This window comes from Pseudomonas sp. CGJS7 (genome assembly GCF_036961695.1).
Genome location: NZ_JBAMDI010000074.1, coordinates 1 through 14697, shown reverse-complemented (window position 1 = coordinate 14697; position 14697 = coordinate 1). Strand labels below are relative to the sequence as shown.

Sequence of the window (14697 nt, the reverse complement as noted above, 5' to 3'; positions counted from 1 at the left end):
CTGTCGGGTGCCTGTCTGTCGCAGAAGCTCGGCCGGAGTTCCCCAAAACGAACCCAGGCACGTTGCAGGCGGCCTGGGTACGGACTCACCAGGCAATGATAACGTGATAGATGTCGTATTCAGGACGGGGGCCGGCGCGACCGACAGACGGCGGCGGCACCCGCCTGGGGCCGCGCAACGGCCGCCACGACGGCGCCCGGGCCCGTTCATGGCTCAATCCCTGCGACGCGAGGCGGCGATCCTGGCCGCCGCCTCCATACCCACGACCGCCCATGCTCACCACCCTGGCCATCGCCAACTACCGATCCCTGCGCGAACTGGCCGTGCCGATGGGCCGCCTGAACGTGGTCACCGGCGCCAACGGCAGTGGCAAGTCCAACCTCTATCGCGCCTTGCGTCTGCTGGCGCAAACCGCGCAGGGCGGGGTGGTGCCGGCGCTGGCGCGCGAGGGCGGATTGGCGTCCTCGCTCTGGGCCGGGCCTGAGATCATCAGCGAGCGGATGAAGCGCGGCGAAGTTCCGATCCAGGGCGTCGCGCGCACCAGCCCGGTAGCGCTGCGGCTGGGCTTCGCCGGCGACGAATACGGCTACGCCATCGACTTGGGGCTGCCGGGGCCGTCGCAGTCGCGTTTCGCCCACGACCCGCAGATCAAACGCGAAGCGATCTGGAGCGGCCCGTTCCTGCGCGGCGCGAATTTGCTGGTCGACCGCAATGGCAGCATGGCGCGGGTCCGCGCCGGCCGCGGCTGGCGCGTGGTCGCGCAACACCTGAGCCCGTTCGAAAGCCTGTTCGCGCAGATCGCCGACCCGCAAGCCGCGCCGGAAGTGTTGACCCTGCGCGAAACCATCCGCGGCTGGCGCTTCTACGACCACTTCCGCAGCGACGCCCACGCACCCGCGCGGCAACCGCAGCTGGGCACGCGCACACCGGTGCTGAGCCACGACGGTCGCGACCTCGCCGCCGCCTGGCAGACCATCGTGGAAATCGGCGACGAGCGCGCCTTGGCCGCCGCGGTCGACGACGCGTTTCCCGGCGCCAGCGTCGACATCGCCGGCGAAGGCGCGCGCTTCGCGCTGGAGTTCCGCCAACACGGCCTGCTGCGCCCGCTGTCGGCGGCCGAACTGTCCGACGGCACCTTGCGTTACCTGCTGTGGATCGCCGCCCTGCACACCCCGCGTCCGCCGCCGCTGATGGTGCTCAACGAACCGGAAACCAGCCTGCACCCCGACTTGCTGCCGGCGCTGGCGCGGTTGATCGCCCACGCCGCCAAGCGCACGCAAGTGTGGGTGGTTTCGCACGCCACGCGTTTGATCAGCGCGTTGGAGCAGGTGGAGGACTGCAACAGCATTCACCTGGAAAAGCAGTTCAGCCAAAGTCAGATCGTCGGGCAGGGGATGTTGGATGCTCCGGCTTGGTATTGGCCGGAGCGGTGAGCGGGGTTTGTGCGGGTTGCTGAATGCGATGCTGGCTAAGCGATCGCCGAGGCGGTTCTGTCGGATTCGTATGCATCGGCCATGGTGCGATCGCCAACCTTTGGATCGAATCGAAGGGCTGAGTTCGCTGGCCTCGATGCCCCCGATTCGTAGTCTTAGACCGACTCGCCGCCCATGTAACGCCAACTCGCGTCCCGCGCCTCCAGCCGCTCCTGCATGTCGCGCATCACGATCCGATGCATCGCCGAGATCGTGAATTCGATGAAGGGGCGCAACGGCCGCAGCCAGCGCGACTGCAGTTCGTAGCGGGTGAGCATGTGCACCGAGCAGGCGCCGTCGCCGTCGGCGACGACGCTGATGCTGCCGCCCTTGAGCGCGATGCTGTGGCAGTAGCGGATGCTGTGCTCGATTACGTCGAATTCGATGTGTTCCCCGGGGATCACATCGGTTATCCGCTTGGCGAGGTAGCCGCCGTCGCTGTAAAGGCAGCGCGAGGTGTCGCCGACCTTGCCGGCGCAGCCGGTGGTGCGCATCGGCACCGGCAGCACGCTGCGCAGGAACAGCGAAGGTTTGCGGCGGATGTGTTCGTAGAAGCAGACCGTGTTCCACGCGTCTTCGGCGCGGCAGGCGATCCGTTGGCTGGTTTTGGCGACGCTGTGCGATGGGGTCATGGGTGGGTTTCCTGGGGTAAGTGGGCGATCAATGGGCGCGGGCGCTGAAGAAGGCGAAGCAGCCGACGTTCTCGACGGTGCAGTCGCGGAAGCGCGTGGTGAGTTCGTGGCGCAGGCCGGCAGCGGTGTCGTCGCGGCAATTGACGACGCGCAGGTCGTTCAGGGCGCGCCAGGCCAGTCGGCGGCAGTGGTTGGCGGCGATGGCGTCGTTGACCAGGGTGAAGCCGAAGACGGTCGCGCCGGGGTTGCAGATCGGGCGCAACGCATCGAACACCGCGGCCTTCTCGCGCATGTCGCCGGGCAGGCAGTGCAGGATGCCGCCGAGGGCCACCGAGTCGAATGCGGGGATTCCGAGCAGGGGCTTGCGGGCGTCGCGCAGGTAAGTCTCGGGGCGGTAGCGGGCCAGCCGCCGGGCGGTGAAGCCCAGGCAGTTGGGTTGCAGGTCGATCAACGCCAGGCGCGGGGCCGGCGCGTCGAAGCCGCACTGGTCCAGGCAGTAGCCGGTGCCGACGCCGACATCGGCGTGATTGGCCCGCAGGTGCTTGCGGTAGGCGGCGACGAAGGTCTCGGCCGGGCACTGCCAGACATGCCGGGCCAACAGGCCGACGATCAGCGGGTCATACAGGCGCAGGCCCAGTCTGGTGTAGACCTTGATGCCGTCGCGGGCGGCGTAGGGGGTAGCAGAGGACACCTGAAGCTCCATCGGTGGGTCGATGGAGCGAGGTTGGCGGACCCCGGCGAGGGCTGGCTTCCAGACTGATCAGTCCGGATCGGATTCTTCTTAAGCCCTTTGTCGTCAACGACTTGCGGGATTCCTGGAAGATCATTCCGGAGTCCGGAACGCTTTGCCCCGCGCGTTCGCGCTGCGGCAGGGGGCATCGCGCCGTCAGCAGGTCTTCGCGTTGGCCTTGCGGTAGTCGCCGGGGGACTGCCCGGTCACTTCCTTGAAGGCGGCATAGAAGGTCGACTGCGATTTGAAACCGGTGTCCAGGCCGATGGCGAGGATCGACGCGTTCGGCTCCGCCACCGGCATCGACTTGGCCGCCGCCACCCGGCGCTCGCGCACGTAACGCGGGAAGCCCATGCCCAGCCGGGTGTTGACCAGTTCGGACAGCTGATGCCCGCTGACGCCGAGGTCCGCGGCCAGCGTGCTCAGGGTGAGCGCCTCGTTGCGGTAGACCTTCGGGTCGGCCATCAGCGCGGCCAACCGGGCCAGCAGGCCGTCGACGTCGACGGCGCGCAGGGTGGACTTGCCGTAACGCAACTGCGCCGCCTCGGTGAGGTCGGCGAGCAGGTCGGGTTTGGCGATCAGCGCCACGACCATGATCGCGAACGCCGCGCCGATCGCGTTGCAGTAGAAGCGATAGAACCAGGCGTGGTCGATGTAGGGCAGCGCGAAGCCGAGCGCGAGCACCGCGACCGCGATGGCGGACATGACGCCGAACCAGAAGAACTCGAAGCGGAATTGCTTGCGCTGGGCGCGCAGGCCGTAGACCAGGTAGCCCAGCCACAGCGCGAAGCCCGCGCCGATCGCGAACAGCATCGGCAGCGACACGTCCAGGCGCGGGATCAGCACCAGCGCGATCGGCGACAAGGCCAGCAGTATCGCCGGCCGGAACGGCTGATCCGGCAGCAGCGCCCAGCGCCCGAAGAAAAAGAACGACGACGGCGCCACGAACAGCGCGATCCGGTAGGCCAGGGTGTCCAGCGGCGCCGGCCCGCCGGCGAAGTGCAGCAAGTGTCCCCACTGCAGCGCGACCAGCGCGCCCAACAGGACGGTGCACGACAGGATCGAGTACGCCGACTTGCCGGGGATGTCCAGGAAGGCCACGTAGGTCAGCCAGAGCAGCGCGGCGACGACGATCGAGAAGCCAGCGATGGCGAGGCTGAAAAGTTCCATTTATCTGGGTGCCGCCTGGGTCGTCACGGCGAGGATTGTAACCGTGGGGCGGTGGCGCGAGGATTCATGGAGGGGGGCGACCGGCAAACTCTCGACGGGAACATCGAGCCGATAACGGTGGTGGGAGCCGAGGCGGTCGATGCGCGATTCGGGTTGGACGCGGCCACTCGGCCGGGTTCAGAGCTAGCGCTTGCGAATACAGATGGCATCATCGCCAGCTGGGAAGGACCAATAAAGGAGGGGGCATGGAAAGCATTTCTGGGGAAGCACCGGCGGTGGCAGCCGGTTTCTGGCGCCGCTCGATCGCGTTCATCGTCGATTCGCTGGTGTTGGGCGTTGTTGGCGCGTTGGCAGGCTGGGCGCTGTTCGACGTTTTTGCGCGGATGGGAGGTTATGGGCGCGCGGTGGGCTTCGTCGTCGCATTGGCGTACTTCGGCGTGATGAACAGTACGCTGTTCGCGGGCCAGACCTTGGGCAAGCGCCTGCTGGGCGTGCGCGTGGCCGGCAAGAACGGTTCGCTGCTGTCGTTGCCGCAATCGCTGCTGCGTTACAGCGTGCTGGGTGTTCCGTTCTTCCTCAACGGTGCCTCGCTCGATACGCAGGTGCTGTTCTCGCCAGTAGGCTATGTGCTGTCGTTGGTGATTTTCGGCGGCATGTTGTCGATCCTCTATTTGTACGTATTCAACCGCCGTGGCCGCCGTTCCTTGCACGACCTGGCGGTCGGCAGTTCGGTGGTGACCGCGCAGACGCCGATCGCTGCGGTCGCGCCGGCACCGGTTTGGCGCGTGCATCTGGCAGTGGTCGGCGTAATCCTGGTCGCGGCGGTTCTCGTGCCTGCGTTCGCCGGGCGACTGGCGCAAAGCGACTACTTCAAGGATCTGTCGGCCGCCTATGACGCCGTCGGTGCCGAGCCAAGCGTCCGCTCCGTACAGCTCACCCATAACACGGCGTTCCGCAGCGGGCGCCCCAATGTCGAATCAGTGGTTGCGCAGGTGAACTTGACCGAGCGACGTGTCGATGATCGCGCGTTCGCCGAACACATCGCACGGATCATCCTCGCCAACGACAAGAAAGCGCGCGGCATGTCCGCGATCCATGTCTCGCTGGTTTACGGATACGACCTGGGCATCTCCACTTCCTGGCACTCCAAGCACTATCGGTTCGCGCCCGAGGAGTTGGGCGCCGCCGGCGGTTCGGCGGCGTCGAAGGCAGCGAATTAGGGCTCGCACGCGGTCTAGGCGCAGCACCGAACGTTCTGGCCTCAGGGGCTTGAGCAGGTCAATGGCAACCGTCTGAGGCCCCGTCCGCCTTGGGTCGATAGCAGGCTGCAGCGAGGCCGCTATCGATCCGCATTCAAGCCGCAGCACTCCACCCAGCCATCGGCGTCGGCCCACCCGCCAACGTCGGAATCCGTTCGACCAGCAAATCGATCGCCGCGCGCGTGCGCAGCGGCATGTAGTGGGTATGCGGCCACACCGCGCTGATGCGGGTGCCGACGACGCGGTCGGCGTGCATGACCATTTGCAGCTCGCCGGTGCGCACGTAACGGCTCAGCAACCAGCACGGCAGCATCGCCAGGCCGGCGCCGGCGATGGCGGCGTCGGCGATGGCCTGCACGTCGTCGAAACGCAGGCGGGTGTGGATGCGCGGTTCGCGCACGCTGCCGGCGGCGTCGCGCAGCAGCCACGGGATGCTTTGGCCGTTGCGGCCGTACACCACCGCGCCGTGGCCTTCGAAGTCGTCGACGTCGTGCGGTTTGCCGTGCTTGGCCAGGTACGCCGGCGAGGCGCAGATGCCCAGCAGTTCGTCGTACAGCGGACGCGCGGCGAGGGTGGCGCTGTCGGGCAGGCGGCCCAGGCGGATGGCGAGGTCGTAGCCGTCTTCGACCAGGTCGACGATGCGGTCGTTGAACGACAGGTCGATCTCCAGTTTGGGATGGCGCTGGGCCAGTTCCAGCATCACCGGGGCGACGCAGTGGCGGCCGAACAAGACCGGCGCGCTGATGCGCAGGCGGCCGCTGGGTTCGCGCCGGCCGCTGTCGAGCGCGGCTTCGGCGGCGTCGAGTTCGGCCAGCGCTTTCACGCAGCGCTCGTAATAGGCCTGGCCGTCGTCGGTGAGGCTCTGCCGGCGGGTGCTGCGGTGGAACAGGCGCACGCCGAGTTGTTGTTCGAGCCGGGCGATGCGTTTGCCGATCGCCGAACGGGTGACGCCCAGGCGTTCGGCGGCGACCGCGAAGCTGCCGGCCTCGGCGGATTGGACGAAGGCGACGATGCCGAGCAGGCGGTCGTTGACGGCCATATTGGTTCCCTGAGGGATACAAAGAGTGGATTGAATTGAGCCACTAAAGAGTGTGTGGCGACGATATCTTAGCGCCACTCGGACCGGCCGGCACCCACAAGCCGCCCGGTTCCCGCTTTGTCTTGCTCAGGAGAGGTCCATGAAGGCTTTTAGTATCCGCAGCGGCGCCGGTATCGGTTCGCTGCAATCGTTCGAACGGGCCGCGGCGGCGCCGGGCCCGGGCCAGGTGCGGGTCAAGGTCCGCGCGGTGTCGTTGAATTTCCGCGACCTGATGGTGGCCGACGGCAGTTACTTGACCGATGGCGATGGGCCGGTGATTCCGGCCTCCGACGCGGTCGGCCAGATCGTCGAACTCGGCGCGGGCGCGAGCCGCTGGCGCGTCGGCGATCGGGTCGCGACCAGTTTCTTCCCGTACTGGCACCAGGGCGCGGTGACGCCGCACAACAGCCGCGATCCGTTCGGCGCCTCGGCCGACGGCGTGTTGGCCGAGGAGATCGTGGTCGATGAGGATTCGTTGTTCGCGGTGCCCGAGCACCTGGACGATGCGCAAGCCGCGACCCTGACCTGCGCCGGCGTGACCGCGTGGAACGCGCTGTTCGTCGAAGCCAAATTGCAGCCGGGCCAAAGCGTTCTGCTGCTGGGCACCGGCGGCGTCTCGATCTGGGGCCTGCAATTGGCCAAGGCCGCGGGGCTGGAGACCATCATCACCTCCTCCAGCGACGAAAAACTCGAACGCGCCAAGGCGCTCGGCGCCAGCGCCACGATCAACTACCGCACCCATCCGGAATGGCAGGAGCAGGTGCGCAAGCTCACCGGCGGCCGCGGTGTGGACGCGGTGCTGGAGGTCGGCGGCAAGGGCACCTTGCAGCGCTCGATCGATGCGGCGGCTATGAACGGCACCATCGCGATCATCGGCGGCGTCAGCGGTTTCGCCGGGCAGTTCGATCCGATCTCGCTGATCATGGGCGCCAAGCGTTTGTCGGGCATCTTCGTCGGCAGCAGCGGCATGGGCGAGGATTTGTCGCGTTTCGTTGCGGTCAACAAGATTGTGCCGGTGGTGGATCGGGTGTTCGATTTCGAACAGGCGCCGGCTGCGTATGAGTATCTCAAGAGCGGGGCGCATTTCGGCAAGGTGGTGATTCGGGTTGCGGCTCAGAGTTAGTGGCGTGGGTGGGGTAGTGCAAAGTCAAAATGGGTTCCGGCTTTCGCCGGAATGACGGGCAGGGAGCTTTCGGGCGTCATGCGACTTTCCGCCGATGTGCCGCGAGCGCGTGCCGTGGCATCGTTGCGCGATCTTCGACTCGCCTCAGCGATCCCGCCGCAATGACCGACTCCGCGCCGTCCTCTCCGCTCACCCGCATCCGCCGCGCCGGCGCCGACGATGTCGGCGCACTGGCTTTGGCCGGCGCGGCCACGTTCCTGGAAACCTTCGCCGGCGTGCTCGCCGGCGATGCCATCGTCGAGCATTGTCGGGTGCAGCACGCGCCCGGCGTTTACGCCGAATGGTTGGCCGACAGCGGCGTCGCCGCGTGGTTGGTCGAAACCGCCGACGGCGCCGCACCGGTCGGTTACGCCTTGGTCGCGCCGCCGAAACTGGTGCTGGCGGATCTGAGCGAGACCGATCTGGAACTCAAGCGGATCTATCTGCTTTCGCGTTTCCACGGCGGCGGCGTGGGACGCGAGCTGATGCAGGCGGCGGTGACCGAATCGCACGCGCGCGGTGCGGGGCGCCTGTTGTTGGGCGTTTATGCCGGCAACGCGCGGGCGTTGGCGTTCTATGCGCGCAACGGTTTCCGCCAGGTCGGCGAGCGCCGTTTCCAGGTGGGCGGGCGGCTTTACGACGATGCGATTCTGGCGCTGGAGTTGCATCGATGAGCCCGGTAGTGGAACCGCTGCGGGCCGAGCATGTGGCCGCCGCCGCGAGCTTCGATTCCGGCTTTTTGGTCGATTCGCGCCTGAGTCTGCACATGCGCGAGGGCGTCATCGGCTATGAAGCGGTCGCGGTGACGCCGTACCGCAAGCGCTACGGCGTCACCGATACGCAAGAGTTGCAGGGTTATCTCGACGACGAAGACTGCGCCGCGTTCGTCGCGATCGCGACCAGCCACGATGGCGCCAGCGCGGTAGTCGGCCGCCTGCTGTTGTCGTGCAGTTGGAACGGCTATGCGCTGATCGACGATATCGCGGTCGATGCCGGCGCGCGCCGCGTCGGCGCCGGTTCGGCGTTGATCGATCGCGCCCTGGCCTGGGCGCGCGAGCGGGGCCTGCCCGGGGTGATGCTGGAAACCCAGGACAACAACGTCGCCGCTTGCCGGTTCTATGAACGCAAGGGCTTTGTCCTGGGCGGATTTGACCTTTTTCATTACGCCAACGATCCGGCCGTCGCCCATGAAACTGCGTTGTTTTGGTACCAAAAAATCGCCTGATGTAGACCCAATATTTTCGTCGAAATGATTCGGCGCACATTTCTTGTGCATAGATCGCGGCGCGTCGATATCGCGCCGCATTCGCGGGTTTCATCGCTGTATCAGCGACGCCGGTGAGCCCGGACGAAATCACGATGAATTGACATCGATTTGTGCGCAATCGGTTCGGAGCGAACTAAACGCGATAGCGATCGCGTCCTTCGACCACGGCTACGGAGAGCGGCATGAGCATATTGGTCGTCGAGCGGTGGATGGAATACAACGGCACCGTCGTACATAGCATCGACATGGGAAAGCGGCGGGCCTACGTGTTTTTGATTCCCAGCGTCGCGGTCGTCGCCGACGGCGCCGCCGATGCGTACAACCCCGAGAACACCGGCAGCGGCAACGTTCGCCGAACCCGCTGGCCCGACGGGGATTGGTCGCGCCGGTTGGTGGCCGATCCGAAGCGGCCGCTGCGTCCGTTGCAACAGGCGGTGGGGCGGCACGCCGGTTGCTTCGTCTCGATCACCGCGTTGAGCGACTTCGATCGTTCCCGCACCGATCCGGCCGCGTATGTCGATGCCGGCCGGATTCCCTATCTGGTGTTGCCCGAATCCTTGCGCACGCGGCCGGGCACCGGCGACCTGGGCGATTTCGTGGTGGCGTATCAGCCCGCCAACCATCGCAGCAGCCATGGCCTGATCGGCGACATCGGCCCGGAACGCACGCTCGGCGAGGTGTCCATGCGCATGGCCAGCGATCTGTCCGGCCAGCGCGCCGATGCGCGCGGACGCGGCGCGCCGACGGGGCCGTGCCTGTTCGTGGTGTTTCCCGAGTCGCGGCTTACCCCGTCCTGGCCGATGGCGCCCGCGGCGATCCGCACGCGGTGCGAGCATCTGCTCAGGGCGATGGGCGGCGCGGTGCGGCTGCCGCAGTTGGTCGATGCGTTGCAGGAATCGGATCGGGAGGAAACCGTTTAAGGGGGCGCCTGGACCGCGCGGGTTCGTGCGCGCGTCGGATCGGCGCTCAGCGCGCGCTGTCGGGCTGACCGCGCAGGTACTCGGCGGCTTGCGAGGCCAGGCATAGATCCAGCCGGACCAGCCGGCCCAAACGGTCGCGACGCTGCGCGCGCAGATACCAATGCGCGCGCAGCTGCTGCAGGCGCACCGGCGGCAGGATCGGTTCGCCCCACAGGCTGAGTTGGTAGTGGCGTTCGTGCAGCCAGTGCAGCAGCTGGTTGAAACGCGCTTCGTCGTCGGGCAGCAACAGATCGGCATCGGCAGGCAGTCGCGGCGAGTCGGCGTCGCCGCGTTGCAGCCAGCGGGCGAAGCTGCCGTATAGCTCGAACGCGAAACCGGCTTGTTCGATCGCCTGCAACTCGGCCTGAGTGCTGGCGATGCAGATGGTTTCGCGCGCCTTCTGAAATATCAGCGCGTACTCGTGGCTGCGGTCGCCGCGGGTGGTTGCGGCCGGCAAGGCGACGGCTTCGCGTGGATAGCACAGCAGGCGTTCTTCGTGCGCGACGAACAGGCCGCCCAACAGCCGGCCCAGATCCCAGGCCAGCGGCAACATGCGCTGGTCGATCACCACGTTCTCGACCATCGCGATGCAGAAGCCGCCGTCCGGCAGCGCGGCGCGCACGCCGTGGAAGATGTCGCGCAGGCGTTCCAGATAAGCGGCGTAATCGCGTTCCAGGTACAACTGGCCCGCGGCCGCGGCGCCCTGCGTATCGTCCTGCGGCCAGCGGCAGCCGAAGTAGGGCACGTTGGTGAGGCACAGATCGATCGCGCGCGGCGGCGCGGTGTCGGGCAGGCTGCCGACCGCGATCGGCGCGTCGACGCCGTGCCGCCGCAGACGCTCGCGGGCCAGCGCGGCGCGGTCGGCGTCGATCTCGATTCCGCAGGCCTGGCGGCCTTCCAGCGCGGCGGCGAGCAGGGTGGTGGCGAAGCCGCAGAACGGATCGAACACGCATTGCCCGGGGCGGGTGAAGTGGCGCACGAACGGCCGCATCTGCGCGACCCAGCCGCAGTCGCGGCCGCCGAAACGGTCGCGCGCGCGCAGGTCGTCGGGCAGCCCGTGTTCGGGCGGATCGGGTTCCAGCACCCACCAACTGCGGCTATCCATGCGCCGGCTCCGCTGGCCACAGCACGTCGCGATCGGGTTGCCAGCCGGCGCAGAGGCGGCCGTTGGCGTGCCACACCAGTTTGTAGATGTCGCCGGAGGCGTGGCGTTGGTGCATGGCGCCGTAGTCGGAAGATTCGAACACCACGTCCAGGCCGCGGACGTTGTCGCGCAGATGCAGGTTCCAGAAGTAGTAGCCTTCGGTGATCCGCAGCGGCGTCAGCGTCGGCCACCAATCGGCGGCCATGCACTGGCTCAGTACGCTTTCTATCGCCACGCGTTCGCTTTGCAGATAGCGCAGGGTGCCGTTGTCGCGATAGCCCTCGTCCAGGCGCGAGAACTCGCGGAACACCACCGTGCCGGCGCCGCAATCGCGGGCCCAGTCCAGGTAGTCGGCGATGGCGGCCGCGTCGGCGACGCCGCCGCGTTGCAGGATGCAGATCTGGCGCAGTTCGAAGGCCGCGGCGATCGAGCGCGCTACCTGTTCGAACATCGCGTTGGCGGCGATCGGCTCGCCGTCGCGGAAGCGCATGATGTGTTGGTTGCGCGCCTGGTCTGGATGGTGCCGCGACAGTTCCAGCCACGACAGCCCGAAGCCGCGCAGCGCGGCGATCAGTTCATCGCCGCGGCCGCGGGCGAAGCCGGCGCCGTTGCTGTAGAGCACCCGATCCTCGGCCACGATGCCGTCGCGTTCGGCCTGTTGCAGCGTGCTCAGCAGTTGCAGGAACCAGTCTTCGTCGTCGCTGGACTCAAGCCCCGACAGCGACCACGACAGCGGCAGGCCGCGCAGTTGCGCCAGCGCCTGGCTCAAGCGGGCGAAGTAGTCGGCGCCCGGGCGCAGGGTCTGGGCCATCGCGCCGGCTTCGGTGGGGCGCAGGGTTTCCGAACAAAAGCGGCAGCGCGCCGAGCAGGGGCGGGCCGAGGCGTAGGGAGTGAAGGTGATCGGTTGGGCGAAGCGGTAACGGCGCTCGCCGAGGGTGTGTTCGCGCCAGCGGCTGGCGTCGTGTTCGGCTGGTGCGCGGCGGGCGAGTTGCGGCGTGTTCGCGCGCAGGCGTTCGAACAGGCAGGAGGCTGCGCTGAGGGGGAGGGTCGCCGGGTCGGCGGCGGCGAGCCCTTCGAGGGGGGCTGGCATGTTTAGCTCCGAGGTTGGGGCGAGGCGATTTGTGTCGCGAAAGCATTCGCGCCGGCGGCGCTCATCCCCTCACCCCTCTCCCGCTTGCGGGAGAGGGGTGAGGGCCAGGCAAGCCATCAAAGCCGCGTAGCGTTAGCCAACTCCCTAACCTGCGCGAACGTCCAATCGTTGACGATCCGGCCGTCCTCCCACACCGTCACCATCGCATCGTCGAAGCCCAGCGGCTTGACCGCTTCCTCCAGCGACGCCGCTTCCGGCGGCACCGGCACGGTCTTGAAGTGGCCGTACTCGCGATGGCGCAGCAAGGTCATGCGGCCGCGCTTGCTCGACTTGCCCTTGTCGGTGACCGGATCCTTGTAGACGTCGATCCACTCGCCGTTGACCCGCGCCGCCGAGCACTTCAGCGCGAACTTCTGGGTGTCGCGATCCAGCCGCTGCAACAGCGCGCCGCCCATGCCGAAGGCGAGGTTGTCGGTGGCGTAGCCGTAGCTGGTGATGCGTTCCAGGATCGCGCGGATGCTGGTCGGGTTGATGCCGTCGCCCTGGATCACCCGCACATGGTTGAGCACCTTGTAACCCTTGCCGTTGACGGTGTGGCCGAAGGCTTCATCGAGCATGGTCACGCACTGGTGGACCACGTCGACCGGATCGCCGGAGTCCGGGCGCACCACCAAGGTCGCGCCGGAGGCGATCACTTCCTCGCGCAGGGTCGTGCCCCAGTGTTCGCGGATCGCGTGGAAGATGTCGTAGCTGTCGGACACCACCGCGACGATCGCGCCGGGCTTGCCGAACTGGGTGAGCATGTTGCGGTAAGCGTCGACTTCGCGCTCGCGGCCCCAGCTGGTGATGGTGCTGTGCTCGGCGGCCGGGATCGAGAAACCGGCCATCGGCTCATGGTAGTAGCGCTTGGCTAACAGCAAGCCGGAGACCGTGTCGGTGCCGAGGAAATTGACCAGATGCGCGGCGCCGCCGAACGCCGCCGATTCGGTGCTGGACACGCCGCGCGCGCCGAAGTCGTGCAGCTTGAACGGCAACTGCCCTTCCGGGTCGTCGCTGGTGCGTTCCAGGAATTGGCGGATGGTCTGCTTGGCGTGCCAGCTGATCGTGGCCACCGTCACCGGGTACCACAGGCGCAGCAGCAGCGTTTCCAGATACGACGGCACCCAGTACGCGTTGGGGTCGGTGGATTCGATCGTCACCAGGGCCTGATGGGTCGGCACCACCGTGCCTTCGGGCACCGCGCGGATCCGGATCGGCATCAGCCCGCCGTGGTGGTCGACGATGTAGCGCCAGCCGGCTTCGTTGAACGGCTCGCCGTGCGCGGCGAACAGGTCGCGCGCCTCACTGATGTCGGCGTGGGTGATCGGCTTGGCCAGATACTCTTTCAAGATCGCCTGCAGACCGAAAAACACCGTGCGGTCGTGCACGCCGCCGCGCGATTCGACGTAGAAGAACGTCGCGTCGGTGCCGGGCGGGTATTGCAGCCAGTGGCTGGCCTTGTAGCTGTCGGTGTTGAGTAGCAGGTTGTCGAGGCATTGCATGACGGAAGCTCCTTCGCGTCTGGGGGAAGCCGGCGGTCTGTCCACCGGCGTTGGCGGCCGGGCGGTCCCTGTGGACTAACCGCGGCCGAGAAAGAATTCGAGGATGTGCAGGTGGTCTTCGAACAGTTGCGGGCTCATTTCCAACGCTTCGCTGACCGGTATCCAGCGCGCCTTGTCGGCGTCGTCGCCGCCGCGCACCGCCGGCAGCTCGCCGGCCGGGAACTCGAAGTGGAAGGCGTGGGTGATGGTGCGGCCGCGCGCGCTGCGTTCGGGGTGATCGAACACTTGCTGACCTTTGATCGAGCCCTTGAGCACCGGCAACGGCAGCTTGAGCCGGGTTTCCTCGCGCAATTCGCGCAGGCAGGCGTCCAGCAGGCTCTCGTGCTGGCCGACGAAACCGCCCGGCAGCGCCCACAGGCCCTTGCCCGGTTCGGCGCGGCGGCGCACCAGCAGCACGTGGCCGGAATGCACCACCACCGCGTCGGTGGTGACGAAGGTCGGCGCGTACGGCGCGTCGGCCCAGGCGGCGCGGTATTGCTCGATGAACTGGTATTCGGCGACCAGCTGGGTGAACGCCGGCGAGCTCTTGCGGAACGCTTCGAGCATGTCGAACACCGGGCCGGGCACGTTGGCGCGGATCAGCATCAGGCCGCCATGGCTGTCGATCTGGTTGGCTTCGAACAAATAACGGCGCAACTCGGTCGCCGACAGCGTGGCGGTGTGGCTGACATCGACCAGCGGCCACTGCGGGAACTCGCGCAGGTAGTAGCTGGAGGCGTCCTTGTCCATGCCGATCAGTCCGATCCGCGCATTGCCGTCGCCGCCGTCGGCGCGTACCGCCTCGGCGACGGTGCGCTGCACGCTGGCGATCCACAGGCTCTCGTTGTAGAGGTGGTCGCGCAGCGGACGCACTATCAGGCGGTCGGCCGAATCGGCGAGCGCGGACTGGATCATCACCGCGCGCTCGGCGACGGTGAAGGGGTTCTTGATGGTGCGGGGAGTGTCGGCGGAACCGACCAGGAAGACGACCTTGGCGGCCTTGCCCAGCGCGTGGCGGGCGACGGCGGCGTGGCCGTTGTGGAACGGCTCGAAACGGCCGATGAAAACGAGGTAATCGAATTCGATTGCCATGAGAATCCCTCATGGAGTTGATGAGACCGGCGGTCTGTCCGCTGGCGTATGGAAAATGCTAC

14 protein-coding genes are annotated in these 14697 nt (G+C 67.2%); 6 read left to right on the top strand and 8 right to left on the bottom strand.

Features of this window, described 5'->3' with window-relative positions:
• Window positions 1-272 precede the first annotated feature (272 nt).
• Window positions 273-1433: an AAA family ATPase gene (locus tag V7787_RS32920; protein ID WP_336091608.1), complete on the top strand. Its 1161-nt coding sequence runs from the start codon at window positions 273-275 to the stop codon at window positions 1431-1433.
• A gap of 155 nt (window positions 1434-1588) precedes the next feature.
• Here V7787_RS32920 and V7787_RS32915 read toward each other — a convergent pair whose 3' ends face one another.
• The 3 genes from V7787_RS32915 to V7787_RS32905 form a co-directional block, all read right to left on the bottom strand.
• Entirely contained in the window at window positions 1589-2104 is a 516-nt protein-coding gene (locus V7787_RS32915; protein WP_336091606.1) for a hypothetical protein, read from the bottom strand.
• Window positions 2105-2132: 28 nt separating this feature from the next.
• Window positions 2133-2795, bottom strand: coding sequence for a class I SAM-dependent methyltransferase (locus V7787_RS32910; protein ID WP_336091604.1), 663 nt, complete (start codon window positions 2793-2795; stop codon window positions 2133-2135).
• A 195-nt stretch (window positions 2796-2990) separates the two neighbouring features.
• The gene (locus tag V7787_RS32905) at window positions 2991-4004 is read right to left on the bottom strand and encodes a helix-turn-helix domain-containing protein (protein WP_336091603.1); all 1014 of its coding nucleotides are present in this window, start codon (window positions 4002-4004) and stop codon (window positions 2991-2993) included.
• A 245-nt stretch (window positions 4005-4249) separates the two neighbouring features.
• On the opposite strand from V7787_RS32905, the gene V7787_RS32900 reads away from it, so the two are divergent.
• A complete protein-coding gene (locus V7787_RS32900; RefSeq protein WP_336091601.1) occupies window positions 4250-5224 on the top strand; it encodes an RDD family protein in 975 nt (324 codons plus the stop codon).
• A 133-nt stretch (window positions 5225-5357) separates the two neighbouring features.
• On the opposite strand, the gene V7787_RS32895 is transcribed toward V7787_RS32900, so the two are convergent.
• A complete protein-coding gene (locus tag V7787_RS32895; RefSeq protein ID WP_336091599.1) occupies window positions 5358-6302 on the bottom strand; it encodes a LysR family transcriptional regulator in 945 nt (314 codons plus the stop codon).
• A 139-nt stretch (window positions 6303-6441) separates the two neighbouring features.
• Between V7787_RS32895 and V7787_RS32890 the strand changes: the two genes are divergently transcribed.
• The 4 genes from V7787_RS32890 to V7787_RS32875 all read left to right on the top strand — a co-directional run bounded on the left by V7787_RS32890 (window position 6442) and on the right by V7787_RS32875 (window position 9690).
• Window positions 6442-7464 carry a zinc-dependent alcohol dehydrogenase family protein gene (locus V7787_RS32890; RefSeq protein ID WP_336091598.1) on the top strand — a complete coding sequence of 341 codons (1023 nt, stop codon included), beginning with the start codon at window positions 6442-6444 and terminating at the stop codon, window positions 7462-7464.
• Between the two features lie 161 nt (window positions 7465-7625).
• On the top strand, window positions 7626-8177 hold the full coding sequence (locus V7787_RS32885; protein WP_336091596.1) for a GNAT family N-acetyltransferase: 552 nt from the start codon (window positions 7626-7628) through the stop codon (window positions 8175-8177).
• A complete protein-coding gene (locus tag V7787_RS32880) occupies window positions 8174-8728 on the top strand; it encodes a GNAT family N-acetyltransferase (protein ID WP_336091595.1) in 555 nt (184 codons plus the stop codon). The genes V7787_RS32885 and V7787_RS32880 overlap by 4 nt, the downstream gene beginning before the upstream one ends.
• Window positions 8729-8952: 224 nt before the next feature.
• On the top strand, window positions 8953-9690 hold the full coding sequence (locus tag V7787_RS32875; protein WP_336091593.1) for a hypothetical protein: 738 nt from the start codon (window positions 8953-8955) through the stop codon (window positions 9688-9690).
• A 46-nt stretch (window positions 9691-9736) separates the two neighbouring features.
• On the opposite strand, the gene V7787_RS32870 is transcribed toward V7787_RS32875, so the two are convergent.
• The 4 genes from V7787_RS32870 to V7787_RS32855 form a co-directional block, all read right to left on the bottom strand.
• Window positions 9737-10834 (bottom strand): DNA methyltransferase, encoded by a 1098-nt coding sequence (locus V7787_RS32870; RefSeq protein WP_336091591.1) that lies wholly within the window; start codon window positions 10832-10834, stop codon window positions 9737-9739.
• Window positions 10827-11963 (bottom strand): hypothetical protein, encoded by a 1137-nt coding sequence (locus V7787_RS32865; RefSeq protein ID WP_336091589.1) that lies wholly within the window; start codon window positions 11961-11963, stop codon window positions 10827-10829. The genes V7787_RS32870 and V7787_RS32865 overlap by 8 nt, the downstream gene beginning before the upstream one ends.
• A 116-nt stretch (window positions 11964-12079) precedes the next feature.
• Window positions 12080-13504: a nicotinate phosphoribosyltransferase gene (locus tag V7787_RS32860; RefSeq protein WP_336091588.1), complete on the bottom strand. Its 1425-nt coding sequence runs from the start codon at window positions 13502-13504 to the stop codon at window positions 12080-12082.
• A gap of 75 nt (window positions 13505-13579) precedes the next feature.
• Complete coding sequence (locus V7787_RS32855; protein WP_336091587.1) at window positions 13580-14635, bottom strand: bifunctional nicotinamide-nucleotide adenylyltransferase/Nudix hydroxylase; 1056 nt, start codon at window positions 14633-14635, stop codon at window positions 13580-13582.
• Between the last annotated feature and the right edge of the window lie 62 nt (window positions 14636-14697).

Bases quoted from the DNA above. Each gene is read 5' to 3' on its own strand.
- V7787_RS32915 (WP_336091606.1), bottom strand. From the start codon at position 2,104: ATGACCCCATCGCACAGCGTCGCCAAAACCAGCCAACGGATCGCCTGC.
- V7787_RS32905 (WP_336091603.1), bottom strand. From the start codon at position 4,004: ATGGAACTTTTCAGCCTCGCCATCGCTGGCTTCTCGATCGTCGTCGCC.
- V7787_RS32865 (WP_336091589.1), bottom strand. From the start codon at position 11,963: ATGCCAGCCCCCCTCGAAGGGCTCGCCGCCGCCGACCCGGCGACCCTC.
- V7787_RS32855 (WP_336091587.1), bottom strand. From the start codon at position 14,635: ATGGCAATCGAATTCGATTACCTCGTTTTCATCGGCCGTTTCGAGCCG.
- V7787_RS32920 (WP_336091608.1), top strand. From the start codon at position 273: ATGCTCACCACCCTGGCCATCGCCAACTACCGATCCCTGCGCGAACTG.
- V7787_RS32860 (WP_336091588.1), bottom strand. From the start codon at position 13,504: ATGCAATGCCTCGACAACCTGCTACTCAACACCGACAGCTACAAGGCC.
- V7787_RS32900 (WP_336091601.1), top strand. From the start codon at position 4,250: ATGGAAAGCATTTCTGGGGAAGCACCGGCGGTGGCAGCCGGTTTCTGG.
- V7787_RS32895 (WP_336091599.1), bottom strand. From the start codon at position 6,302: ATGGCCGTCAACGACCGCCTGCTCGGCATCGTCGCCTTCGTCCAATCC.
- V7787_RS32885 (WP_336091596.1), top strand. From the start codon at position 7,626: ATGACCGACTCCGCGCCGTCCTCTCCGCTCACCCGCATCCGCCGCGCC.
- V7787_RS32890 (WP_336091598.1), top strand. From the start codon at position 6,442: ATGAAGGCTTTTAGTATCCGCAGCGGCGCCGGTATCGGTTCGCTGCAA.
- V7787_RS32875 (WP_336091593.1), top strand. From the start codon at position 8,953: ATGAGCATATTGGTCGTCGAGCGGTGGATGGAATACAACGGCACCGTC.
- V7787_RS32880 (WP_336091595.1), top strand. From the start codon at position 8,174: ATGAGCCCGGTAGTGGAACCGCTGCGGGCCGAGCATGTGGCCGCCGCC.
- V7787_RS32870 (WP_336091591.1), bottom strand. From the start codon at position 10,834: ATGGATAGCCGCAGTTGGTGGGTGCTGGAACCCGATCCGCCCGAACAC.